We start from the raw sequence: 21,807 nt of genomic DNA on the forward strand, positions 1-21,807 counted from the left end.
GCAACCCGCGTACCGGCGCCGCGGTCAGGTCAGCAAGCGCTCGACGGCCTCGCGAGCGCGGGCATTCGATGCCGCAGCGTCAGCCAGGGACCGGGCCAGGGCATCGATCCACTCGTCCAGGCCCACCGGACGCCGGGAGAGCACGATGCCCCGCACCTCGTGGCCGATCTCGCCCGTCACCCGTCCCCGATCCATCCGCAGCGAGAGCCGCTGCTCCCCGAGCACGACGTCCAGTTCGGCGACCGAGCCGTCGCGCCCGGCCAGCCGTTCCGCCACGGAACGTCTGCGCTTGACCCGTACGGCGCCGGGCGGCAGCGAGTCCGCCAGATTCACCGACAGCACTCCGACGTAGAGGCCCAGGTCCGCGCTGTCCCGGCGCAACGCCGCCGCCAGCAGCTCCACTTCCTGCTCAGGCATCGAGGCTCAGCACCGTCGTCGGCCGGTCGATGACGTGATCGTCGCGCAGCGGGCGCACCGCCGTGCCGATCGCGAAGAACTCAGTGGTGTGCGAGCCCCAGGAGTGCGAGTGCTGCCGCAGCCGGACCGCCACGATCCCCTCGGCCTCCAGGGCCTCCGCCTCCGCCCGCATGCGGCTCATCGCCAGCTCGCGCGCATCGTAGAGCGCCTGGGTGAACGGCTCGATCTCGACATTGCGGCCGGCGGTGCCCAGCGCTTGCGCGAAGCGCTGGTGCGCCACGTGGTAGACGCACGACCCCATGACCATGTCCAGCGGCGCGTATCCGGCCCGGACCAGTGTCCAGAATTCCTGGCCCGACAGGTCCGAGGTGAACGGCTTGCCCTTGTTGTTGAGCCAGGTCCCGCCCGGCCCGGGGTCCGCACCGTCGGCCTTCACGGCCGTACCGACCGCGATGAACTCGGCGATGTCCGAACCGAACTCCTTGAACTCGATGTCGAGGCGCACCCCCACGATCCCGTCCGCCCCCAAGGCGCTCGCCTCCGCCTCCATCCGGCTCATCGCCAGCTCGCGCGCGTGGTACATGGCCTGTGACAGCTTGGTGAGTTCCTGGTTCTTGGACCACCGGCCGAGCTGGATGCCGACGTGGTAGACCGAGGAGCCGAGGACCAGGCCGAGCGGTCGGAAGCCGGCCTCGCGCACGAGCAGGAACTCGTTCACCGTCAGGTCCGACGTGAAGAGCGAGCCCTTCTCACCCGGTTCGAGCCGCGCAAGCCGCCGCATCGCGTCCTCGGCCATGCCCTCCGCCGTCGGCTGCGCGGCTTCCGCGGCCCGTTCCCGCCCTGTTCGCTCGGTCATGTCAGCGCTCGCGCTCCAGTCTCATGATGGTCAGTGGCCTTCTTCCGGAGGACCGCTCGGAGCGGCCGTACCGGGCCAGGGTGGTGCCGGTGAAGACCGCCTCCGCGGTGAAGTCGCGCGCGTACCCGAACGTGGGGCACTCGATCTCCCGCACCTGCAGCTCCACCTCGTCCACCACCACTCCGTCGCCGCCGTGTTTCGCCGCTTCGAGGGCCAGCTGGTTCCGGGCGCTGTGGCGGACGTGGTCGAGAAGGTGGGTATAGCCGTCGACTTCCTGGTTCCCGGCGGTCCAGGACGTCCGGCGGGAGGTGCGCCAGTCGTCGTGCCGGGCCTCGACGGCGATGCCGAAGGTGATTGCGGTGGGAACCCATCCGGCGAGGACGAGCTTGGCGAAGTCCTGGCCGCCCAGGTGCGCGGTGAAGGGCAGACGCGGCCGGATGCGCGACCGGGCCCGGACGGCGGTGCCCAGCGCGGTGAACTCCAGGCCCACCTCCGAGACCCCGTCGACCCGCAGCCGCAGCCCGACAACCCCGTCGCCGCCGAGGGCGCGGCACTCGGCCACCGCACGGGCCACTACCGCCCTGCGCGCCGCGTACAGCGTCCTCAGCAGCGGCGAGAGAGACGCACTCCACGCCGAGGACGGCACCTTCCTGCCGTCGGTGACCGACCATGAGCCCGGGCAGCCCCAGAGGCCGGTGTACCCGATGTCGAATACGGCCGTGCCGAGCACCTGCCCGACCGGCTCGAAACCGACGCCCTTGATCGCCGCGAACTCCTCGGCCGACAGCGCCGAGTCCCAGGCGCGACCGGACCGGGCCCCTGCCGTTCCGCCGTCGGGGGCCGCCGACGGACCGGTATCTCGTCGGTATGTCATCGGCCCCTCTGCCATCAACCTGCCGGCTCATCGCGCGGATCGCCCGCCCCTCGGCAGCGTATATCACCGGAACGATCAACGAGACGGTGATCACGAGTGCCAACGCCCTCGCCCATTCGGCCCCTTGGACACGCAGCCCGCACCGTCGGCCATCAGAGCCGGGTGCCGTTCCTTGAACTGGTTAAGCGCAGATCAACTGAACCTTAAAGGTGTCTTTGGTGTCCTGGCTCCCGTGTCGACCAAGTGGCCTCGGTGTGAGCGCCGTACTCCCTACGACCTCCGCGGGTGTCGAGGTCGTGACCTGCTTCTTTGGACGTAGTACATGTGCCGCGAGCCGCGCGGTGCGCCCGCGGAGTGGCCGGAGCCGGCCCGCGGATGGATTCGGGAGGACGGTGAGGGGACTGAACTCGGGTGCGGTCGCGCTCGTATGCAGGACGTGAGGTGGGAGCGTCCATCGGATCGAGGAGTGTCAATGTCCCGGAAGCGGACGATGAGTCTCAAGAAGAAGCTCGTGCTCTCTGTGGTCTCGGGAGCCCTGGTAACCGGAGGTGTCGCCGTGACCATGGCGACCGGTAACGCCGCCGTCCCGGATGTCGTGTGTCCGGGGTCGACGGTGACGTTGTCGGGTGAGGCGGGTGCGCCGGCGGCGAGTAGTGGGACGTTCCCGGTGGGGACGAAGCTGAAGGTGACGAACCTCGACAACGGTCGTGCGACGACGGTGACGGTGACGGGCCCGTCGGGTAGTTGTGCCCTGCTGAACAATGCGGCCTTCGAGCAGGTGCGCGAGCCGGGCAAGAACCTGATCCGTCGGGCGCGCATCGAACGCGTGAGCTGACCGGCCGGGACCCGTTCGGGACACCGAGAGAAGCCACGGCGGGCACGGGGCACGCCGTCCCCGCCGTGGCATCGGTTCCTGCGGATGCTGCCGCACGCTGCGGCCGGGTCCTGCGGGTGGCCCCGTACGGCGGCTCGGCTCAGCCCGCCGCGTCGCGGCCCTCCGGCTCGCCGGTCCACTCCGCCCAGTCCAGACCGAGCGTTTCGGCCAGCCGCTCCAGCGCCGCGGCCGTACGTCCGTGGGCGACGAGCTCGTAGTCGCCGTAACCGGTGTTGTGCGCGACGATCACGTCGACACCGCCGAAGTACTCCGTGCAGGATCCCAGTTCACGCCACGGGAAGAACCCCATGGGCTGCAGTCCGGCCCGGAGCCGGGTCACCACCTCGGGGTCGACCGAGTTCTCCTCGGCAGTCCAACCGTATTCGGCGGGCAGCCGGGTGACGGCGAGCTGGAGGAGGAACTCGGAGACCGAATGGCTCTGGAGCAGCCACGACTCCCGGCCCTCCTCGTCCACCCCGGAGACCAGCACCTGCGGGTCGGCGAGATGGGCGCGGGCCGCGGGGTAGCCCCACTCGTTGCAGAACTGGTTCTCGGCCATGAACACGCAGACGCGCGGGTCTTCCCCCGGCCCGACGAACGGGTTGCCGTCGGCCAGCCCGCCGGAGACGCCGTAGCCGCTGGGGTCAGGCCGGATGGTGGGCGGCCAGACCGGGTTGGTCTCGTACACCTCCCACCGGTCCGCCAGCGAGTTGAACTCCAGGTCCCACCATTCGTCCAGCGCGGCCGGGATCGCTAGCGAGCGATCGACGTCATCCGGCCCGTCGTCACTCGGGTCGGTCGAGGCCGCCGCCCGCAGGCGAGCGACGTACGACTTGTGCCCGTCCGGGGCACTCCCCGGCCGGGACCCACCGCCGGCAGGCCGGTACCCCCACTCCTCCTGGAACCGGCGCAGCAGATCCCATCGCGTGCCGGAGTCCACCGCGTCCGCGCGGCGCGCCTGCTCCAGCCACTCGTGGAAGCGTCCGTAATCGATCTCTGTCACGGGCGCAGATCCTACAATCCAACGCCGCTGTCCTACCGGCTACCGGCTACCGGCTACCGGCTACCGGTTTCCCGGAACGGACCGGTGGGTCGTCAGGCGACGAGTGCGTAGATGCTGCTGGCGGTCAGCCAGAGTCCGGCCAGCAGCGAGAGGGTGATGAGCAGCTGCTCCTGGTGGTGCTCCAGCCAGGTCCGCAGGGCGTGGAGCCGGGCCTGCGCGGCACTCGGCGCCCAGACGGTGTACAGCTCCATGACCAGGAGGCTGAGGGTGGCCAGCACGCAGTAGCCGGTCAGGGCGAGCCAGTCGGAGAGGGAGGAGAGGTCGGCGTCGACGACCGTGGCGGCGCCGGCGCCGACCAGGGCCCACGGCTGGAGCAGCCAGGCGAGTGCGGCGGCGGTGCCGAGGGAGGCGTTGTCGATGCGGGCCGTCCAGCTCGGTGGCCGGTACGGGCGGGGCAGCCCCCGGATCCGGTAGCTGCCGAACAGGACCAGGCCGACGCCGATCGCGAGTTTGGCGGCGACCGCGGCGGTCGACGGCGTGCTGTGGTGGACGGGCGGCGTCCCGCCGGTCAGCAACACCACCAGGGCGACCACCACGACCAGGTTGGCCAGCCAGGACAACAGGAAGACGAGGCCCTTGCGGACGCCGCGGCGCGACGCGAGCAGCAGGATGAAGGCGCTGTTGTGCAGCGGACCGAGGGTGATGGCCGTGCCGATCACGACCAGGTCGACGACCATCGGCACAGCCGCTCCCGGAGGTCAGGGCCGCCCGGTGTACCCGGACGGGCGTTCTGCGCGGGCGTGCCCGGCGGGCAGGGCTGCCGGTGCCGGCGCGGCTCCGCATCCCGACTCTGCGGCCAGTGGCCCGGCAGGTCAAGCGGGCCACGCCGGTGCCCCGAACGCCTCCGCTCTCCACGGGCAGCGCCGGGGCCTCCCCGATCCGCGGGCAGGCCGCTTCGGCGCCGACCGCGCCCACCGGTACGACGGGCGCGCCGGTCCGGACCGCGGGACGGGGCAGGCCCTCCACGGTCGGGGCCGCCTGTCGGATGCTGTAGGCTTGATCTTGAGCTCGCGGCCGTGATGAGCGGTTGTGGGACTGGCGTTGGTGGTCCAAGGAAAGGCACCCCACTTCCTGTGGGGGGATGCAGGTGCAAGGCCTGCCCAGCGCTCCATTCAAGCTTCGGCCCTCCCCGTGGGAGGGCCGAAGCTTTTCTGCTTTTGGGGAAGCTCCTGGCCGAGCGTCAGGCCGCCGACTTCAAGAACCCGTGTCAGGCCCGGCGCGGACACTGCTGCCGGCCGTGGCCCAGCGACCAGCGGTGCAGCCGGTCGCCGTCGTGCGTGAGCCAGGTGCCGTCTCCCAGCACGGTGACCTCCTCGCCCACCGGCCCCGGGTAGTCCAGTCGGCCGAGCGGCACCACGTCGATCCGTTCATCCCCCGTTGCGTTCACGACATGCATGCTCGCAAGCGCCGCACGGCCTCCGCCAGCCGGTTCCGTGGCCGGTGGCCCCCGCGGCCGGAAGTTGACATCCCCGACGCCCGCGAATTACCTTCGCCATTATTTCAGCACCTTAACCATCCACTTCGTTAAGTAGCTGCCGCACCACCAGAGGAAGGCGCAGATGACCCCCGACCAGCACGGAGCGGCCGTCGCGGCCGAGACCGCCGCATTTGTTGCCGCGGTCACGGCACGCGATCTCTCCACCCCGGTGCCGACCTGCCCCGGCTGGACCCTGGCCGACCTTGCGCAGCACGTCGGCAGCGTGCAGCGCTGGTTCAGCGAGCTGCTTCGCCGGCGCATCCAGCAGCCGCCGACCAGCCGCGATGTCGACCTGCGCCTGCCGGAGCGCGCCGGCGATCTCCCGGACTGGCTGACCGCCGGCGCGGCGGAGGCCGCGGAGGTGTTCGCGGCCACCGACCTGGACGCGCCGATGTGGGCTTGGGGGGTCGACCAGCACGCCCGGTTCTGGGTCCGGCGCATGCTCTTCGAGACCCTCGTCCACCGGGCCGATGCCGACATCGCGCTGGGACTTCCACCGCACATCGACCGCGCACTGGCGGTCGACGGCATCGACGAGTTCCTCACCAACCTGCCGTTCGCATCCTCCTTCGCGCCGCTGACCGCCCGACTGCGCGCCCCCGACAGGGCCATTCGCTTCAGCTGCACGGACGGCGAAGGCCAAGGCGGCGGCGACTGGCTGGTCGGCTTGCGCCCCGACGGGTTCGCGTTGGTGGCCGACCGGGCCGAGGCGCGTACGGCAGACGCCGCGGTCCGGGGAACGGCCTCGGACCTCCTGCTGCTGCTCTACGGCCGCCGGGACCGCCGAAGTGACGCCTTCCGGCTGCTCGGCGATCCGGACCTGCTCGATCACTGGTTCGCCCACTCCGCGTTCTGAGCCTGTCCGTCCTCGTCGGTCATATCTGCCCTGCGGGATCCGTCATGGACATGACGGCCCTGCACCTGGTCTGACGAGCCTCACAAGGCCGGCCTTACGCGCTCCTGTGCCGGGGCGGCTACTCGGCGAACGAGGTGCGGTAAGCGCGGGGACTGGTCGCCAGGCGGGATGTGAAGTGCTGCCGCATGGTGACTTCGCTGCCGAAGCCGGACCGGCGGGCGATCTCGGGCATGGGCAGGTCGGTGCGTTCGAGGAGTTTCTGCGCCGCTGCGATGCGGTGGTCCACGAGCCAGCGCAGCGGGGTGGTTCCGGTGGCCGCCGCGAAGTGGCGGGCGAAGGAACGCGGCGACATGCCGGCACGGGCGGCGAGCGAGGACACGGTGAGCGGCTCGTGGAGGTGCGTCAGGGCAAAGGCGCGCACCTCGGCCAGCGCGTCCGCGTCGCGGCTGGCGTGCGCGGTGGGGTGTTCGATGAACTGGGCCTGGCCGCCGGTCCGGAACGGGGCGGTGACCATGGAGCGGGCGATGGTCGCGGCTGCTTCCGCACCGTGGGCGGCGCGCACCAGGTGCAGACACAGGTCGATGCCGGCGGCGGTTCCGGCGGAGGTCCACAGGTTGCCGTCCTCGATGAACAGGGCGTCCGGCTCGACCTGCACCCGTGGGTGGCGGGCCCGCAGCAGATCCGTCAGGGCCCAGTGGGTCAGCGCCCGGCGGTCGTCGAGGAGCCCGGCCTGCGCGAGGGTGAACGCGCCGCCGCAGAGCGCGGCGATGGTGGTGCCGCGGGTGTGAGCGCGGCGCAGCGCCGCGAGGACCGGTTCGGGCGCCGGGGTGACATGGTCGTCCAGTCCCGGCACCAGGATCAGCTCGGCGCGGGGCAGCCAGGCGAGGGTGCGGTCCGGTGTCAGTGCCAGCCCGCCGCGCATCGGTACCGGCTCGGGGCCCGCGGCCACCCGGCGCAGCTCGAACGCGGGCACCCCGCGGTCGGTGCGGTCCGCGCCCCACACCTCCGTGATCACCGAGACGTCGAAGGCCCGGATGCCGGGGAAGGAGAGGAGGGCGATGCGGTGGGCGGCCGGTGCCGTTCGGGTCATCCTGGCAGTAAACCATCGATCGCTGTCTTTTCGCCTCCTGTGAGCGGGCTCGGCCGGGGCGGCAGGATGAGGGCATGGAGATCACACAGAACGCAGCGCTGGTCGTGGTGGACGTACAGAAGGGCTTCGAAGAGTCGGAGTACTGGGGACCGCGCAACAACCCGGCCGCCGACGGGAACATCGCCTCGCTCATCGCGGCCTGGCAGGACACGGACCGGCCGGTCGTCTTCGTACGGCACGATTCGAACACGCCCGGCTCGCCGCTGCGGACGGGGTACGAGGGGAACGACTTCAAGGAGTACGTCGAGGAAAGGCGCGGCAAGGGCCGCGGGCCGGAGCTGCTCGTCACCAAGTCGGTGAACTCGGCGTTCTACGGCACCCCCGACCTCGACGACTGGTTCAAGAAGGCGGGGACCACCCAGGTCGTCCTGGTCGGCATCCAGACCAACATGTGTGTGGAGACCACCGCCCGCATGGGCGGAAACCTCGGCTACGACGTGCTGGTCGCCCTCGACGCCACCCACACCTTCGACCTGGCCGGCCCGGACGGCTGGCACCTGACGGCCGACGAACTGACCCGCGCGAGCGCCGTCTCACTGCACGGCGGCGGCTTCGCCCGGGTGGTGAAGACCGGCGAGCTGATGGCCGCCGTCCGCTCCTGAGCGCGCGTCACCGCCAGGCAGTGGCCTCGGTGGCATGCAGACAGTAGGTCTCGTACGTGCTCTTGCCGCCCGCTTTCGGAATCGCGCAGGCCGTGATCTGAAAGTCGCCATCCGGAACGGCGACCATGTGGGTGAACCTGTCATCCCCGTACTCGACCTCTGAGGTCCTCTTCGCTCCGCCCGCGACCTGCACGGTGACCAGGTCTCCGGGGTTTCCCCGTTCGATCCTCGCCCAGGCGGCCTTGCAGTCCTCGCTGCGCCGAATCTGGAGAAGCGCAGGGTTGTTGATCTCGGGTTTGAACGTCCGGGCGTCTTCTCCGCAGCCCTGGTTCTGGGGGTTCTTGCCCTCGCAGGCTTCGCCGGGGCAGGTCGGCTCATCGAGCAGGGCCTTCATCAGGTGATCCCCGAGCGGGGTCACGAAGGCGGCCAGAAGCGCGCCGAACATGGCGACAACCAAGGCCAAGGCTGTAGCGCCGGCGAACCAGGGGCGTCTGCCCGCGGGCGGCTGCGGCGGGCGGCCGGGGGGCTCCGCAGTGTCGCCGTCGGTGTCACTCGTGGTCATGGACGCACAGGTTGCTTTCCCCGCGTCCCGGAGGCAAGGCGCACACACGGGGGCACGGAGACCATCACGTTCCCCATGCGTGCGCCCCCGAGTCGGTCAGCCGCCTCCCCTGTGGAGGAAGAGGAGGAGGTCGTGCGCTTGGGCGGGGGTCAGGTCGACCGGAACTTCCCGGGGAGCCGGTTTCCCACTGGAAATGGCGAGGAGGCAGGCCTCGGCTTGTTCGGGTGGGACGCTGTCGAGGATCTCGTTGATCAGTTTCATCATCTCTTCGTCAGAGAGTGATTCCGGATCGTTGAGATCCTCCGGCTTCTTCTTGTCCATTTCCGACCTCGTTGCGTAGTCATGTGATCGAACCTGCTTGCCCTTGCCGCAGGCGGGCGCAGTCCGTGATCCACCATGGCGAATCGGTACGCCGGAGTCGCTGAGACCCGCTCGCATGCCATGCGAACGAGCGAGCCCCGATGCAGCAGGCTCCGCCCCCCAGCCGTGCCGGGCGTACGAGCCTCGGCGAGGCAGCGCCGCCCGACCCCCGGCGGACCGCCTTGGGCTTCCGTTCCTTCAGCCGGTGTGGAGGATTCGGAAGCGGTCGGCTTCTGCCGGGTCCCGATCGACGACTTGGACGGGCGGCCATGCCCACTGCCACACGCTGATGCCCGGCGTACGGGAGAACCGGATCGGTCCGCGGGTGCCCTCGACCGCCACGCGTGGCCATGCCCCGGCGATGGCCGCCCGGTCCGTGCCGTAAACACGCAGCACGTCGGCGAGGACGGCGACGGCGTCCCAGCCCTCGAAGGCGACGAAGGAGGGTGCTTCGCCCAGCCGCTCGCGGAGCTCCTTCCCGACGCGTTCGCCGAGCGGGCCGAGACGCTCGGGCAGGTAGCGCAGGAACGGGATCCCGGCGCCGTCCTCGCCCAGCGCCGCGGCCCATGCGGCGAACTCCGGCTGCCCGGCCGGGGCACCGATCAGGATGTCCGCAAGCCGCCGGTCGCCGCGGACCGCCTTGACGATCGGTACCGCGGGCTCCGGATGGCCGGCCAGCAGGAGGAGTGCCGTCGCACCGTGGTCGACGAGCGCGCCGCACAGGGCTTCGGGGGTGAGGGCGTTCGCGTCGAGTTCGATGACGGTGCCGCCGCGGGGAGCGAGGCGGTCCCGCAGGACACGGATCCCGGACGCCCAGTAGACGCTCGGCTGGGCCGCCACGGCGATCCGCCGCCGGCCCGAGCCGAGGAGGAAGTCCGCGTAGATCCGCCAGCCGCGGGACTGGACCGGGGCCAGACGCGCGACGCAGTCCGTCGGCTGCTCGGTGAGCGCGTCGAGCACTGCGGAGGAGCAGAGGAACGGCAGGCCGAGGGCGTCGGCCCGGGCGGCCGCGGCACGGGCGACGACGCTGTGGTACTCGCCCACCACGGCGGCCACGCCCAAGCCGACCAGTTCGTCCACGGCCGCCGCGGCCCGCTCCGGATCGGCCGCGGTGTCCCGGACCAGCAGCTCCAGCGGTCTTCCGTCGATCCCGCCGGCGTCGTTGACCTCGCGAACGGCCAGGTCGAGGCCTGCGAGCAGGTGCCGGCCCGCCTCGACCCAGCCGGGCCGCGTCAGCGGGACGAGGGCGCCGATCCGGACGGACAACCCGTCGGTCCGCTCGGATCCGGACGGCAATGGTGGCGTGTTCATGAGGTGGCGTCTCCTCCAGGACGATGCGGCCGTGGTCCACCCGGATCGCGCGGTGGCCGGACCCGACGGTCCGCCTTCATCACGTACCTTGACCAGGACGGCCAGGGGTGCCCGCTCGGTGGAATGACAATGGTGGTAGGCGAGTTCGCCGGTGCTGCGGTTACGGCGGACCAGGAGCCGGCGCCTGCCCGGCGCCGGCTCGGCGAGATCGATGACGGCCCAGTCGTGGAACCGCTGCCCTTCGCACCGCGTCCGGCCGAGAGCTTCTGTCAGGCCAGCTTCGGCACCTTCTCGGCCAGGGCATCGGCACGGAACCTGCCCGCACCGGTGGTCATTTCGACTGAGCAGGCCACCGCGAGAACATAGCCGATGCCGCGTTCTTCCAAAGCCGTGCGCAGTTTCGGGTTGCCGCCGTTCAACGAGATCGGTCCGGCCTGCCTGGACCCTTGGTGGGCGGGAGGCCGTCCCCACCTGCTCGGCCCGGACGACGAGGACTTCGTCGTCCAGACGGCCACCACCCGCCCGACCAAGCTCGGCCAGCCCTTCACCCGCTGATCCATCCGCAAACTGCCCGCCTACCTGCGCAAGGTGTACGGCCGGGTGATCCGCATCGACCGCGAGGCCCTGCGCTGCCTGCTCGCCCGAGGCAGCGTCACCTTCCAACGCACCAAGACCCGGAAGCAGTCCACCGACCTGCACCCGCCGCGCACTGTCCCCAGTCGAGCACGAGCCGCCCACAGGAGCGCGCGCACAACCGACAGATGCGTCACAAGTGCGCGTTTTACGCGTTCGGGTCCCAGTCTGCGAGCTGCTCCATCGGCTCGGTGTCGCCGGTGGTCTCCAGGCCGTCGAGCGGGACGCGCTCGTAGAAGTAGAGGACCAGTTCGCTCGCTGCGCCTCGCATCGCCATGTCGCCCGGCTCCGCGTCGGCGGCGAGGTCGTCGCAGCGGACGCCGTCGGCGTTGAGGGTCAGGCGCCAGGAGCGGCCCTCGGTCGTGTGCAGGTCGATGGTCGCCGGCTTGAACGGCCAGGGGACGGTCGTCGCCGAGACGGTCGTCAGGAACTCGTCGACGCCCTCGACCGCGACGTCCGTCGGCAGCGGCTGTGCGGCCCCCTGGGTGAGCTGTACGTCGTAGGTGTGGACGGCGATCTCCTGGATCTGGTGCCGGGCCACGGCTCCGCTGGTCTCCGGGGCCTGCGAGCGGCCCCACCAGGTCCAGCAGCCGCGGTCCGGGCCGGCCTCGCGCATCGCGTCGAGCATGAGCTCGGTCGACTCGGCGAGCCAGGCGTCCAGGGCTTCGCGGTCGCGGGGCGCGGTCGGGGCGCCCTTCGGGTCCGTCTTCGCCGGGGGCTCAGCGTCCGGGCCCGCCGCGACGATGGCGGCCTGGCGGCGGCGGCCGTCGCCGAGGTGCTGCGCCAGTTCGCGCAGCGTCCAGTCAGGGCAGGTCGGGACCTGGACGTCAAGGTCGGGGGCGGACGCGATCGCGGCGCGGAATGCGGCCGAGCGGTCTTCGATCAGCCGCAGGACCTCGGGGAACTCCAATATGTTGTGCACCTCGGTGGTGTATCACGGCGCTCCGGCCACCGGGTAGCGAATTTGTCGGACGAATGCTGGTCGCCAACGGCGACTTCGACCGTTATGGGACCTACCATCTGGGCCAAGAGCACCAGCGCAGGTAGGCGTGCAGCGCGCGGGCCTGGACCGTGTGGTTCGGATGGTTCGAGTGGGCGAGTGAACTGCCGCAGCGGCCCGAAGTGCGCCTCGATCGGTTTGCCCAGGACGCGTTGGTGGGCGTGAAGCGCAGGTGGACGTTGTTGTTCTTCGCCCAGCGCAGGATCTTCTTGCCGTTGTGGGCGGACAGGTTGTCGAGGATCACGTAGACCGGGGCGCCGTCGGGGCGGGCGGCGCGGATCGAACGGAGTGCGGCGAGGGTGCGCTTGTAGGTCGCCGGGAGCCGGTCGGGCCATCGCTGCTCGGCCCGGCTGCAGCCGGCGGTGGGGCGGATGCCGAGCGGGCCGAACTCGTCGAACGCGAATGTCCGGTCGGGGAAGCAGTCCAGGACGTGCTCGATCCGGTCGAGTTTGGCCTGGTAGCCGGGGCCGGTGGACTCCTTCCGGGTCTTGTGCGTTGGAAGGTGACGCCGCGTCGGGCGAGCAGGCAGCGCAGGGCCTCGCGGCCACCGAGGGTCCAGGCAGGCCGGGCCGATCTCGTTGAACCGGTGGATCATGTCCCGCACCGTGTCCTCGTCGGCCTGCACCAACTGGGCGATCACTGGAACTCGGTTGCCGCCGGCCGAGGCCAGCAGCATCATCGCCCATCGACAGCGCACTGTGTCGGTGCTGCCCCGGCGCACGATCCGTCGTACCTGCTGGCCCTCCTGGTCGGTCAGCCTGCTGATCTCTCCAACCGGTTCCGGCCCCGCCGCCGCCAACCACGGTAGACGTTCCCGGTCAGAGCACTAGCGCGGCCAGTCGGGGGCCGGGTCCTCGCCGAGGAGGGGGCGGATGGCGCCGAGGAGGGCGCCGATGCTGACGTCGCGCAGCTCGGCGCGGGTGCAGGTCGGCTGCGTGAGCCAGTCCACGCACAGGATTTGGACGAAGACCAGCCAGCTCTTGAGGATGCCCGACACGGTCAGCCGGGTCGCGTCGTCGGCGAGCGGGAGGACGCCGAGGAGGCGTTCGCGCAGCGCATCGAGCTCATCGGTGACGATCGTTTGGATCAGGGGGTCGCCGGCGAGGAGGCGGTTGGCGGCCAGGACGGTGTTGCGGTTCTCGGCGAAGTACGTGATGTGCGCGTCCAGGCCTTCGGTGAGCTGCTCCACCAAGGTGTCCGCGGGGTCGAGCCGGGTCTTGTCGAGCAGTTGCTCGGCGACCTGCCGGTAGAGGGCGGCGAAGAGGTCCCGCTTGCTCGGGAAGTGCTGGTAGAGCAGCGCGCGGGAGACCCCGGCGCGCTCGGCGACGTGCTCCATCAGCACGTCGTCGTACGGGTGCGCGGCGAAGAGCTGCGCGGCGACGCCGAGGAGTTGGGCACGGCGTTCGGTGGGACTGAGCCGCTTGCGGGGAGACACGAGAACAGATTACTTGACATGCGTCCAGTAGGGGCGGCTAGCTTGGTAGACACGCGTCTAGTAGGCGAAGGCGAAGGGGATGGTGATCAACGATGGCCAAAGCCAAGATCCTGCGGGGGCTCGTCCGGACGATGGGGTACACCTGTCTCGCGATCGGGCTCCTGCACGTACTGCTCGGCAACCGCTCGATCCTGGGCGCCGATTCGGCCGGACCGACCATAGACAGCCTCGGACGGTTCCTCGGGGCGATCTTCGCCGGGTACGGGCTGGCCTGGCTCTGGGCAGCCCGGCAGTCACCCATCCCCGCGTGGGCAGTGCGCGGGCTGGCCGGGGTGTTCCTGCTGGGTGCTCTCGGACGGCTGCTCTCGCTCGCCGTAGCCGGATGGCCGCACTGGTTCCAGGTGGTGCTGGCGGCCCTTGAACTGGTGCTGTCCCCGGTGCTCTTCTGGCTGGCGGACGCGGAGGAGAAGGCGCTCGCCGTGGGCGGTGAACGGGCGGGCGCATGACACCGCCACGTCCTGCTCGAACTCCCGCCCGCCGTCCCGGACATCCACTGGCATCCGGCCGGGACGCCGAACCGCACTGCGGACTCCCGCGCCCGTACGGACGGTGAACGCGGGGTCCCCGGCGCCGCGGCCTCAGACGTGCCCGGAGGACGCGGACCCCGGTCGGCCTGACCGCCACCCCGCCACTCGTTCGGCATCGGCGATCAGGCGTGGCGCCACCGGTTCCGCCCGGGAAGCTGCGCCAACAAACGCCACAGGCTGTTGCACACGTTCGCGTGCGTGTGGGGAGCTCAGGACCGGTAGCGGAGCATTCGGCCGAGAACCTTCCCGGGGCTGATGCCGAGGCCGGCAGCGATCCGGTCGTCCGGGACCTGGTCCTGCATGAGGTGGTAGGCGGCGGTACCGGCAGTTCGGGCGATGCATCGCTCCGGCACGGCGACCGCCCGCAGCGCGGCAAGCGGGTCGCAGTCGGTGAGCTTCTCCAGCTCGGCGTCGACCTGTACCAGCAGTTCCTGCAGACCTGCCGGCAGGGGCACGGCCCCGGCCTCGATGCCGGCGATGTGCTCCTGCCAGTCGTCCTGCGGCCCGCCGGTGTCCAGCGAGACCGGCAGCAGCTCCTCGTCGACGTCCCAGTCGATCGGGTACGACTGTTCGCCGCGCCATCCGCAGGAGCATGCCGCCCGTACGCGTGTGGCCCTGGGGCTGCCGAGGGTGCCGTCGTAGTCCCACCAGTCGGTGCTGGTGTGGAAGTCGGCTCCGCTGCCCACGTCATGGATCAGGGGCTTGGGTTCGCTGCCGTCGTCGAGGACGGCAGCGGGCCGACCGTCGTGCTCGCCGGCGAACTCGTTCGTCTGCCACATGTGTGCCTCCAGCTTCCGCACCGCGAGGTGCGCCTGCGGCGACGATGCCGCACGCTGAGGGCTGCCGGGACACTTTGGGGAAAATGCCCCTCAGGGGGTTCGCTGCCGCGACGGGCACGGGCACGGGCACGGGCAGGGGCAGGGGCAGCCTGTCAGGTGCTGTAGGCTTGATCTTGAGCTCGCGGCCGTGATGAGTGGCTGTGGGACTGGCGTTGGTGGTCCAAGGAAAGGCACCCCACTTCCTGTGGGGGGATGCAGGTGCAAGGCCTGCCCAGCGCTCCATCCAAGCTTCGGCCCTCCCCACGGGAGGGCCGAAGCTTTTCCATTTCCGGGCCGGTCCGGTTCGCGCATTCCTGTCGACGGATGCGCGTGCGCGCCCAGCGGCTGCGGGCGGTGCCCGAGACGGTGATCCGGCAGGACCCCGGGAGCGGCATGGGTCAGGACGCCGGCCCGCGCCCGTCCCGCAGCCGCTCGGCGAAGGCCCGCGAGGCGGCCAGGTCCCCGGCGTTCGGCCGCTCCTTGTTGATGCCGCCGACGAGTTTGAAGGGCGTCCAGGTGTCGAACGCCCGGCACGAGAAGCTCCCGTCCACCTCAAAGCCTTTGCCTTCGAGGAGCTGGACCACGGGGCGGGTGAAAGGCGCCAGCGGTAGCTCGGGGAGCCCGCTGGTGGCGAACACGAACGCCCGCCCCCGCCCGGAGGGAAGTGCCTTGACGAAGTTGGTCAGGCGGGGGTGGAGCCTGCTGTAGAAGACGCCCGAGCCGAATCCCACGAGGTCGGCGCCGGCCAGCTCCGCCAGGTCGGCCTGCTCGGGGGAGACGACGTTCGCGCCGAGTGCCTGTGCCATGGTGTCGGCGACGCGACGGGTGTTCCCGTGCGACACGGAGGCGCACACGATGACGGTCTTCATCCTCACGATCCTTTCTCTCGCTTCCGTGACGAGGACAGTGCAGCGGCGTCAGATGTGACACCACTCGAATGTGATGGCAGACACACCGCATGGGGGCAGGCGGCCCACAGCCCGCAGCGTTCGCCCCGGCCTGGGCGCGGGTGGCGGTGCGCGTGCCGGCGGGAGCCCGGGTGGGGAGCGGGGGAGAGGCGGCGTGGGCGGTGCCGATCGCGGAGGGGCGGCAGCTGGGGTGGGGAGCCGACCGTGCGCCTCGCGAAGTGCTCGGCGGTCTTGTCGTCGGTGGGTGAAGACTCCGGTTCCGGTTCCGGTTCCGGCGGCTTGGACACGGAGCGTCGCCCGCAGGGGACGTGCCGCGCCGTGGGGTGGGGCAACGCGACATGCCTCCATCGCCTGATGTATGCCTTGCGCATGGATTTCCGCTGGCGATCCTTCGTTGCCCGCCTCTCCCGGCGTGGCGGGCGGCTGCTCCTCGCCGTGCCCTTCGCGCTGATCGCGGCGGTCACCGTGGTGGACGTCCTGGTGCCCCCCGACGTCCATCTGGGACCGTTCCTGATCGCCGCACCCGCGGTGACGGCGTCGTTCGCGGGCCCGCGTATGACGGCCTTCGTCGGCGCGGTCGCCGTACTCGCCCAGTCGCTGGTGGCGGTCGCGCGGACGACCCTCACGGACCTCAACCACACGTACCAGATCATTGCGCTGGTCCTGATCTCGATCATCGCGACCTTCTTCGCCTACCTGCGCGAGCGGGACGAGAGCAGGCTGACGCGGCTGCGCTCCATCGCCCACGCCGCCCAGAGCGTCGTCCTGCGCCCGCTCCCCAGCCGGGCGGGGCCGTTGCACATCGCCTCGGTCTACCTGGCAGCCGAGGAGGAGGCGCAGATGGGAGGCGACCTGTACGCGGCGGCCCGTACGGCGTCCGGGACCCGGCTGCTGATCGGGGACGCCAGAGGCAAGGGGCTCGACGCGATCAGCGAGGCGTCACTCGTCCTGGGCGCTTTCCGGGTCACGGCCCGCCGCGAGCAGGAGCTGCCGGCACTGGTCGGGCACCTGGAGGCAGGAGTCGGATCGGCGGAGGAGGCCGGGGGAGTGACGGGGGCCGGATCCGATGCCGACGAGGCAGCCGACAGCACGGACACGGGCGAGGCGTTCGTCACCGCGCTGGTGCTCGACATCCCCGATCGCGAGCCGGTGGTACGGCTCGTGAACTGCGGGCACCCGCCGCCGCTGCTCCTCAGGGAGGGGCGGGTGATCCCCCTCGACACGGCAGACGCGAGCCCTCCGCTGGGACTGTCGGACGTCCTCTCCCCCGACGTGACGGTGGAGACCTTCCCCTTCGACGTCGGCGACGTCCTGCTGCTCTACACGGACGGAGTCGTCGAGGCCCGTGACCGCAGGCGAGCCTTCTACCCCCTTGCGGAGCGGCTCACGGCCTGGGCCGGGAACGATCCGCCGACGCTGCTCAGCCGTCTGCGGGCCGACCTGCAGGCCTACGCGGGTGGCCATCTCGGCGATGACGCGGCACTCGTTGCGGTCGAGCGCCTCGTATGGCCGAAGCCGTAGCCGCCGGTCCGGCCGTGGGCCCGGTCGGTCTGACGACGGTCGGCGGCTGGGCGGGTGATGACCTGGCGCTCGCCTGCGTGTGCCGTGCCGAGCGGTCGGACTCCGGTGCGACGATCCACAGGGCCGTCATTTCCCTCCGTCTTCTGGAGTTCTCCGGTGCTCGAACGCAAGCAGGTCAAGGGCCGCACCCAGGTCACCTTCGTCCTCCCCGAGAACGCTCCGGACGGGCCGGTCAGCGTGGTGGGAGATTTCAACCACTGGAATCCCGCGGCTCACCCGCTGAAGGCGCGCGGTGACGGCACGCGCGCCGTCACCATCGCCCTTCCCTCCCACACCACCCATGCCTTCCGCTACCTGGCCGCCGGTGACTACTGGTTCGACGACGACAGCGCCGACGGCCACGACGGCACCAACAGCCGCCTCCACACCTGACACCCGCCCCTGCGCCCGCCGCAACGTGTCGCGCCGACCGGCGCGCGCTCCGCCGAGCAGGCCGCCCTCGGTCTACAGTGCGGTCCGTGACTGATCAAGAAGGGCAGTTCCTGGCCGCGGTTCGCGCACTTCTGACGGAGGCCGGGTTCACCGAGGGCGAGGCGGGGGCGGAGGGCATCCGCACCGTGCAGCACGCTCGCGGCGTGATGGTCGGCTGGATGCCGGAAGAGATTCGCAGTGTGCGGGTGAGGCGTCGGGGGCCGCGCCGCAGCCGCAACGTCGGCCGGAACGACCTCCCCGGGCTCCGGCACGCCTTCGGCCTGGCCCTCGCCGCGGCATTCCGGAACGCCGGCTTCACCGTCGAGACCCGCGGCGACGACTGGCTCCTCGTCGTCCAGCCCGAACACCGCCCCGAGCTGTAGGCGGCGGAAGCCGGGTCGATCCGCTCGCCGTGGCTGTCCCACTCCCCGGGTCTGCCGTGCAGGGCGCCGTGATCCGCGCCGCGGCGCAGGCCTGCTCGCCGCCTGGCTGGCCCTCGCCCTGCTTCTCATCCGCCCCAGGGGCGCCCTGCTCGCCGAGGCAGGCCGTACGCCTCCTGCCGGACCTCCTCCGCCTGCTGCGCCGCCTGGCGCGCACTGGCCCGGCACCGACGACGGCTTCACCGCCCTGGTCCGGCTGACCCGACTCCACGGCACGACGGCGGACCAACTCGCGGACGGCAGGGCGTCCTCGTCGCCGTACGAGGTCAGGAGTGCTCCGGGAGCGTGACGGCGGGGTAGTCCTCGCTGTAGGACGCGCCGTCGGCGCCGTGGTAGGTGCAGGTGCGGGCCGCGGTGTCGACCTCGTACCAGACGATCCCCGCGTCCCAGCAGCCGCGCACGAACTCGGGGAACGTCGTCTCGCCCGCCTGGTCCGCGCGCAGGGCGGCGACCAGGGCCTCCCGGTCGAGCGGCGCCGCCACGGCGAAGCCGTTGACCAGGGGTTCGCCCTGGACCACCACGTTGCCGTGCGCGGTCAGGTACAGGAAGGCGTTGGCCGGGACGGCCATGCGGCACCGGGTCACCCCGGCCTGGCGCAGGCTCTCGGCGAGGTAGGGGAAGCCGCCCACCCGGGGGCGGACCGCGGCGCCCCGTTCCATCGCGGCCCGGAGCCGGCTGATCGCATCGGTGCTGGTCATGGTGTTCTCCGTGGAGTTCCGGTGGGGTGCGCGACTACGTGGAGGTGTCACGCCGAATATGCCATCATGATGACAAACGGACAACACATTGTCGAATGTGTGAGAGGTGGAAGCAGCGGATGGCGGAGGAACTGGCCCTCCTCGTGGCCGACGTGTTCGAGGCCGCGGGCGCGTTGCGCCGAGCGGGCGAGGCGCTGGCGGCGGCCGAAGGGCAGACACAGGCCCGCTGGCAGCTGATGAGCGTGGTCAGCGAGGAGCCCCTGCCCGTGGCCCGGGCGGCGCGCCGCCTGGGCGTCGCCCGGCAGGGCGTCCAGCGCATCGCCAACGAGCTCGTACGCGACGGCCTCGCGGAGTTCCGGGACAACCCCGACCACCGCACCTCGCCCCTGCTCGCCCTCACTGCCGTCGGCCGACGCGCCCTGGCCGCGATCACCGGCCGCGCGGAGACCGCGCACCGGACGATGGGGGAGGGTCTGCCGGACGCCGATCTCGCGGCCGTACGCGAGCTGCTCCGCCGCCTGACCCGGCAGGCGGACGCCTGGGCGGAATCCGCGGCAGCCGGCCGTGCCGGGGGCGGACGGGAGGAGACGGCATGACAGTGGACGACAGCGACCCGAAGGGGCCGACGGAGCAGCTCCGGACCGCCCTGTCCGCCTCCGCGGACCCGGTCCGCGCCGAGCAGCAGCGCGCCTACCTGCGCAGCGACCTCCACCACCTGGGCGTCGGCGTGCCCGACATGCGCCGCAGCGTCACCCGCACCCGTCGGGCGCTCGGAGCGCGGCCTGCCCCGTACGTCCTCGCGCTCGCCGCGGAGCTGTGGTCCGGCCGCCAAGACGCCGAGCGGCCCGTGTACGAGTACCGCTGGGCGGCCGTGGAGCTGCTGGTGCAGTACGCGCGAGCCCTGGACGCCACGCACCTGCCGGCCGTCGAAGCCCTGCTCCGCGAGTGCCACACCTGGGCCCTGGTGGACCCGCTGGCCGTCCACTGCGCCGGCGTGATCGCCCTGCGCGACCCGGCCGCCGGGCCCGTGCTGGACCGCTGGGTCGCCGATCCCGACTTCTGGCTCCGCCGCTCCGCGCTCCTGGCGCTGCTGCCCGCGATCCGGACCGGCCGCCCCGACGGCGACCGCCTCACCCGCTACGCGGACGCCCTCGTCGACGAGCGCGAGTTCTTCCTGCGCAAGGCCCTGGGCTGGGTGCTGCGCGAAACCTCCACCCGCGACCCCGGGTTCGTCATCGCCTGGGTGGAGCGGAACGGCACCCGCGTCGCCCCGCTCACCCGCAAGGAGGCCCTGCGCCGCCTCCCGCCCGAGGCGCCGCGACAGCACGACCAGGAAGGACCGGGAGGGGAAGCGGGGAGCGGCACGGTCAGGCGGGGCTGTCGGCCGCCGGGATGTCGTCGGTCCGACTGCCGGGCGCGTCGGCCGTCTCCTCACCGGCAGCCGTCGCCGGGGCGATCAGCGGGCCGACGAGATAGGACAGCAGGCCGGCGATCTCGCGGTCGGCCTCCGCGGGGTGGCGGAAACGGGCAGCGGGGGCGATGACGTAGCGGTTGCGCCGGCCGTCCCGTATCCGCGTGAGGTACCCGTCCGCCTGCAGGTCCGTGACGATCGCCTGCACGGTGCGCTCGGTCAGGTCGCAGTTCGCCGCGATGTCGCGCAGCCGGATCCCGGGGTCCCGCGCGATGGTGACCAGAACCCGGGCGTGGTTCGTCAGGAAGGTCCAGCGGCTCCGGCGGGGACCCGTGTGCTCGTTCTCCACGTTCGCATTCTTGAGTGGTGACTCGCGAAAAGCAAATCCCGAACCATTTTTCCGGTATCACTTGACGTGTGTCCGTGGCCCCGGCAGGGTGCCGGTAAGCGGAAGCAGGCTTCCGCATGACCGAGACGACCGAGCATTCGCACAACGCGCCCCAAGCACCCGTGCCCAAGGAGCGAAGACGATGACCCTCACGGCCACGCTCGAAGCCGCGGCCCAGGCGACGACGACCCCGACGACCCCGACGACGATCGACACCCCCGCCGACGGTGGAGCGGGCGCACCCGCGCTCCGCGGGCTGCCGGACGTGTCCTGCCCGAGCGAACTGTCCACGTCCGAGGCCCGGGACCTGACCCGCGTGTTCTTCGAACGGCTGCGGAGCCTGGAGGAGGGCACCCGGGAGTACCAGTACGTACGCAACACGCTGATCGAGATGAACATCTCACTGGTGCGCTTCGCCGCCCGCCCGTTCCGGGACCGCCCCGGCGGCCCGGAGACCGAGGACATCCTCCAGGTCGGCACCATCGGCCTGATCAAGGCCATCGACCGCTACGACCCCGACCGCAACACGCAGTTCACCACGCTCGCCATGCCGTACATCACGGGCGAGATCAAACGCCACTTCCGCGACACCGCCTGGGCCGTGCGCGTCCCGCGCCGCCTGCAGGAGATGCGCTCGCACCTGGCGAAGGCCGCGGAGGAGCTGACCGCCGTACAGGACCACGAGCCCACCCCCGCGGAACTCGCGGCACACCTGGACCTGACCGAGGACGAGGTCCGCGACGGCCTGGTCGCCGCCAACGGCTACTCCACCCAATCCCTCGACGCACCCCAGGAGTCCACCGCCCCCGGCACGCAGGCGCCGGCGCCCGGCCGGGCCGCGCGAACCTTCGCCGAGACCCTGGGCGACGTCGACCCCGCCCTGGAGGCGGTCGAGGACTGGCACGCCCTGGCGCTCCTGCTCGCCGACCTGGACGAGCGCTCCACGCGCATCCTGCAACTGCGCTTCGGTGAGGAGATGACGCAGGCCGCGATCGGCGCGGAGATCGGCCTCTCCCAGATGCACGTGTCCCGTCTGCTCTCCCGCACCCTGGACGCCCTGCGCCGGGAACTGCTGCACGGCTGACCCGCCGCCCC

Annotated in this window: 25 protein-coding genes, 1 tRNA gene and 5 pseudogenes; 13 read left to right on the forward strand and 18 right to left on the reverse strand. The window is 71.4% G+C overall.

All coding sequences use genetic code 11. The annotated features are described in order from the left end of the window. Positions 1-24: 24 nt before the first annotated feature. The 3 genes from ACIQUT_RS30800 to ACIQUT_RS30810 are packed head-to-tail and all read right to left on the reverse strand — an operon-like array spanning position 25 to position 2,147. Complete coding sequence (locus ACIQUT_RS30800) at positions 25-417, reverse strand: hypothetical protein (RefSeq protein ID WP_403567656.1); 393 nt, start codon at positions 415-417, stop codon at positions 25-27. Next, entirely contained in the window at positions 410-1,273 is an 864-nt protein-coding gene (locus ACIQUT_RS30805; RefSeq protein WP_403567658.1) for a heavy metal-binding domain-containing protein, read from the reverse strand. The genes ACIQUT_RS30800 and ACIQUT_RS30805 overlap by 8 nt, the downstream gene beginning before the upstream one ends. Before the next feature lies 1 nt (position 1,274). Beyond that, positions 1,275-2,147 (reverse strand): heavy metal-binding domain-containing protein, encoded by an 873-nt coding sequence (locus ACIQUT_RS30810; protein WP_403567660.1) that lies wholly within the window; start codon positions 2,145-2,147, stop codon positions 1,275-1,277. Between the two features lie 586 nt (positions 2,148-2,733). Between ACIQUT_RS30810 and ACIQUT_RS30815 the strand changes: the two are divergent. Further along, positions 2,734-2,982, forward strand: a pseudogene (locus ACIQUT_RS30815) (hypothetical protein); the annotation flags it as partial. Positions 2,983-3,121: 139 nt separating this feature from the next. Here ACIQUT_RS30815 and ACIQUT_RS30820 read toward each other — a convergent pair. Further along, entirely contained in the window at positions 3,122-4,024 is a 903-nt protein-coding gene (locus tag ACIQUT_RS30820; RefSeq protein WP_403567662.1) for a hypothetical protein, read from the reverse strand. 92 nt (positions 4,025-4,116) lie between these two features. Next, complete coding sequence (locus ACIQUT_RS30825; protein WP_403567773.1) at positions 4,117-4,761, reverse strand: GAP family protein; 645 nt, start codon at positions 4,759-4,761, stop codon at positions 4,117-4,119. Positions 4,762-5,122: 361 nt separating this feature from the next. On the opposite strand from ACIQUT_RS30825, the gene ACIQUT_RS30830 reads away from it, so the two are divergent. Beyond that, positions 5,123-5,195, forward strand: a tRNA-Gly gene (locus ACIQUT_RS30830). A gap of 96 nt (positions 5,196-5,291) precedes the next feature. On the opposite strand, the gene ACIQUT_RS30835 is transcribed toward ACIQUT_RS30830, so the two are convergent. Next, positions 5,292-5,471 carry a hypothetical protein gene (locus ACIQUT_RS30835; RefSeq protein WP_403567664.1) on the reverse strand — a complete coding sequence of 60 codons (180 nt, stop codon included), beginning with the start codon at positions 5,469-5,471 and terminating at the stop codon, positions 5,292-5,294. 172 nt (positions 5,472-5,643) lie between these two features. Between ACIQUT_RS30835 and ACIQUT_RS30840 the strand changes: the two genes are divergently transcribed. Continuing rightward, a complete protein-coding gene (locus tag ACIQUT_RS30840; protein WP_403567666.1) occupies positions 5,644-6,417 on the forward strand; it encodes a maleylpyruvate isomerase family mycothiol-dependent enzyme in 774 nt (257 codons plus the stop codon). A gap of 118 nt (positions 6,418-6,535) precedes the next feature. On the opposite strand, the gene ACIQUT_RS30845 is transcribed toward ACIQUT_RS30840, so the two are convergent. Beyond that, a complete protein-coding gene (locus tag ACIQUT_RS30845) occupies positions 6,536-7,507 on the reverse strand; it encodes a GlxA family transcriptional regulator (protein WP_403567668.1) in 972 nt (323 codons plus the stop codon). Positions 7,508-7,581: 74 nt separating this feature from the next. On the opposite strand from ACIQUT_RS30845, the gene ACIQUT_RS30850 reads away from it, so the two are divergent. Continuing rightward, the gene (locus ACIQUT_RS30850) at positions 7,582-8,169 is read left to right on the forward strand and encodes a cysteine hydrolase family protein (protein WP_403567670.1); all 588 of its coding nucleotides are present in this window, start codon (positions 7,582-7,584) and stop codon (positions 8,167-8,169) included. 7 nt (positions 8,170-8,176) lie between these two features. Here the strand turns inward: ACIQUT_RS30850 and ACIQUT_RS30855 are convergent, their stop codons facing one another. From ACIQUT_RS30855 to ACIQUT_RS30870, 4 genes and pseudogenes are all read right to left on the reverse strand, one after another. Continuing rightward, a complete protein-coding gene (locus ACIQUT_RS30855) occupies positions 8,177-8,731 on the reverse strand; it encodes a DUF2690 domain-containing protein (protein WP_403567672.1) in 555 nt (184 codons plus the stop codon). 96 nt (positions 8,732-8,827) lie between these two features. Next, the gene (locus tag ACIQUT_RS30860; protein ID WP_403567674.1) at positions 8,828-9,052 is read right to left on the reverse strand and encodes a hypothetical protein; all 225 of its coding nucleotides are present in this window, start codon (positions 9,050-9,052) and stop codon (positions 8,828-8,830) included. Positions 9,053-9,289: 237 nt separating this feature from the next. After that, positions 9,290-10,402: an ABC transporter substrate-binding protein gene (locus tag ACIQUT_RS30865; protein ID WP_403567775.1), complete on the reverse strand. Its 1,113-nt coding sequence runs from the start codon at positions 10,400-10,402 to the stop codon at positions 9,290-9,292. An 84-nt stretch (positions 10,403-10,486) separates the two neighbouring features. Continuing rightward, positions 10,487-10,815 (reverse strand): annotated as a pseudogene (locus ACIQUT_RS30870) (IS701 family transposase); the annotation flags it as partial. Here ACIQUT_RS30870 and ACIQUT_RS30875 point away from each other — a divergent pair. Both ACIQUT_RS30875 and ACIQUT_RS30880 read left to right on the forward strand, forming a co-directional pair. After that, positions 10,808-10,957, forward strand: a complete 150-nt coding sequence (locus ACIQUT_RS30875) for a hypothetical protein (protein ID WP_403567676.1) — start codon at positions 10,808-10,810, stop codon at positions 10,955-10,957. The pseudogene ACIQUT_RS30870 and the gene ACIQUT_RS30875 sit on opposite strands and share 8 nt — an antisense overlap. Positions 10,958-10,960: 3 nt before the next feature. Beyond that, positions 10,961-11,095: pseudogene (locus tag ACIQUT_RS30880) on the forward strand (IS630 family transposase); the annotation flags it as partial. Between the two features lie 88 nt (positions 11,096-11,183). Here the strand turns inward: ACIQUT_RS30880 and ACIQUT_RS30885 are convergent. From ACIQUT_RS30885 to ACIQUT_RS30895, 3 genes and pseudogenes are all read right to left on the reverse strand, one after another. After that, a complete protein-coding gene (locus ACIQUT_RS30885) occupies positions 11,184-11,957 on the reverse strand; it encodes a maleylpyruvate isomerase family mycothiol-dependent enzyme (protein WP_403567678.1) in 774 nt (257 codons plus the stop codon). 112 nt (positions 11,958-12,069) lie between these two features. Continuing rightward, positions 12,070-12,714 (reverse strand): annotated as a pseudogene (locus ACIQUT_RS30890) (helix-turn-helix domain-containing protein); the annotation flags it as partial. Positions 12,715-12,861: 147 nt separating this feature from the next. Beyond that, entirely contained in the window at positions 12,862-13,470 is a 609-nt protein-coding gene (locus tag ACIQUT_RS30895; RefSeq protein ID WP_403567680.1) for a TetR/AcrR family transcriptional regulator, read from the reverse strand. A gap of 92 nt (positions 13,471-13,562) precedes the next feature. Here ACIQUT_RS30895 and ACIQUT_RS30900 point away from each other — a divergent pair, with 92 nt between their 5' ends. Then, positions 13,563-13,976 (forward strand): DUF4345 domain-containing protein, encoded by a 414-nt coding sequence (locus tag ACIQUT_RS30900; RefSeq protein ID WP_403567682.1) that lies wholly within the window; start codon positions 13,563-13,565, stop codon positions 13,974-13,976. Positions 13,977-14,266: 290 nt separating this feature from the next. Here ACIQUT_RS30900 and ACIQUT_RS30905 read toward each other — a convergent pair whose 3' ends face one another. Together ACIQUT_RS30905 and ACIQUT_RS30910 are read right to left on the reverse strand one after the other, a co-directional pair. Then, positions 14,267-14,836 (reverse strand): hypothetical protein, encoded by a 570-nt coding sequence (locus ACIQUT_RS30905; RefSeq protein ID WP_403567684.1) that lies wholly within the window; start codon positions 14,834-14,836, stop codon positions 14,267-14,269. Positions 14,837-15,273: 437 nt separating this feature from the next. After that, the gene (locus ACIQUT_RS30910) at positions 15,274-15,744 is read right to left on the reverse strand and encodes a flavodoxin family protein (protein WP_403567686.1); all 471 of its coding nucleotides are present in this window, start codon (positions 15,742-15,744) and stop codon (positions 15,274-15,276) included. A gap of 408 nt (positions 15,745-16,152) precedes the next feature. Between ACIQUT_RS30910 and ACIQUT_RS30915 the strand changes: the two genes are divergently transcribed. The 3 genes from ACIQUT_RS30915 to ACIQUT_RS30925 all read left to right on the forward strand — a co-directional run bounded on the left by ACIQUT_RS30915 (position 16,153) and on the right by ACIQUT_RS30925 (position 18,158). Further along, on the forward strand, positions 16,153-17,304 hold the full coding sequence (locus ACIQUT_RS30915) for a PP2C family protein-serine/threonine phosphatase (RefSeq protein WP_403567687.1): 1,152 nt from the start codon (positions 16,153-16,155) through the stop codon (positions 17,302-17,304). A 156-nt stretch (positions 17,305-17,460) separates the two neighbouring features. Continuing rightward, positions 17,461-17,736: an isoamylase early set domain-containing protein gene (locus tag ACIQUT_RS30920; RefSeq protein WP_403567689.1), complete on the forward strand. Its 276-nt coding sequence runs from the start codon at positions 17,461-17,463 to the stop codon at positions 17,734-17,736. An 86-nt stretch (positions 17,737-17,822) separates the two neighbouring features. Then, entirely contained in the window at positions 17,823-18,158 is a 336-nt protein-coding gene (locus ACIQUT_RS30925) for a hypothetical protein (protein WP_403567691.1), read from the forward strand. Between the two features lie 323 nt (positions 18,159-18,481). On the opposite strand, the gene ACIQUT_RS30930 is transcribed toward ACIQUT_RS30925, so the two are convergent. After that, on the reverse strand, positions 18,482-18,913 hold the full coding sequence (locus tag ACIQUT_RS30930; protein WP_403567693.1) for a DUF1398 family protein: 432 nt from the start codon (positions 18,911-18,913) through the stop codon (positions 18,482-18,484). Between the two features lie 119 nt (positions 18,914-19,032). Between ACIQUT_RS30930 and ACIQUT_RS30935 the strand changes: the two genes are divergently transcribed. Next, positions 19,033-19,509 carry a MarR family winged helix-turn-helix transcriptional regulator gene (locus ACIQUT_RS30935; RefSeq protein WP_403567695.1) on the forward strand — a complete coding sequence of 159 codons (477 nt, stop codon included), beginning with the start codon at positions 19,033-19,035 and terminating at the stop codon, positions 19,507-19,509. After that, positions 19,506-20,456 (forward strand): DNA alkylation repair protein, encoded by a 951-nt coding sequence (locus ACIQUT_RS30940; protein ID WP_403567697.1) that lies wholly within the window; start codon positions 19,506-19,508, stop codon positions 20,454-20,456. Before ACIQUT_RS30935 ends, ACIQUT_RS30940 begins: the two co-directional genes overlap by 4 nt. A gap of 73 nt (positions 20,457-20,529) precedes the next feature. Here the strand turns inward: ACIQUT_RS30940 and ACIQUT_RS30945 are convergent. Beyond that, a pseudogene (locus ACIQUT_RS30945) lies at positions 20,530-20,673 on the reverse strand (AsnC family transcriptional regulator); the annotation flags it as partial. Positions 20,674-20,854: 181 nt separating this feature from the next. Here ACIQUT_RS30945 and ACIQUT_RS30950 point away from each other — a divergent pair. Then, on the forward strand, positions 20,855-21,796 hold the full coding sequence (locus tag ACIQUT_RS30950; RefSeq protein ID WP_403567699.1) for a SigB/SigF/SigG family RNA polymerase sigma factor: 942 nt from the start codon (positions 20,855-20,857) through the stop codon (positions 21,794-21,796). Positions 21,797-21,807 lie beyond the last annotated feature (11 nt).

The sequence above is a fragment of the Streptomyces sp. NPDC090445 genome, assembly GCF_044769385.1.
Classification (GTDB): domain Bacteria; phylum Actinomycetota; class Actinomycetes; order Streptomycetales; family Streptomycetaceae; genus Streptomyces.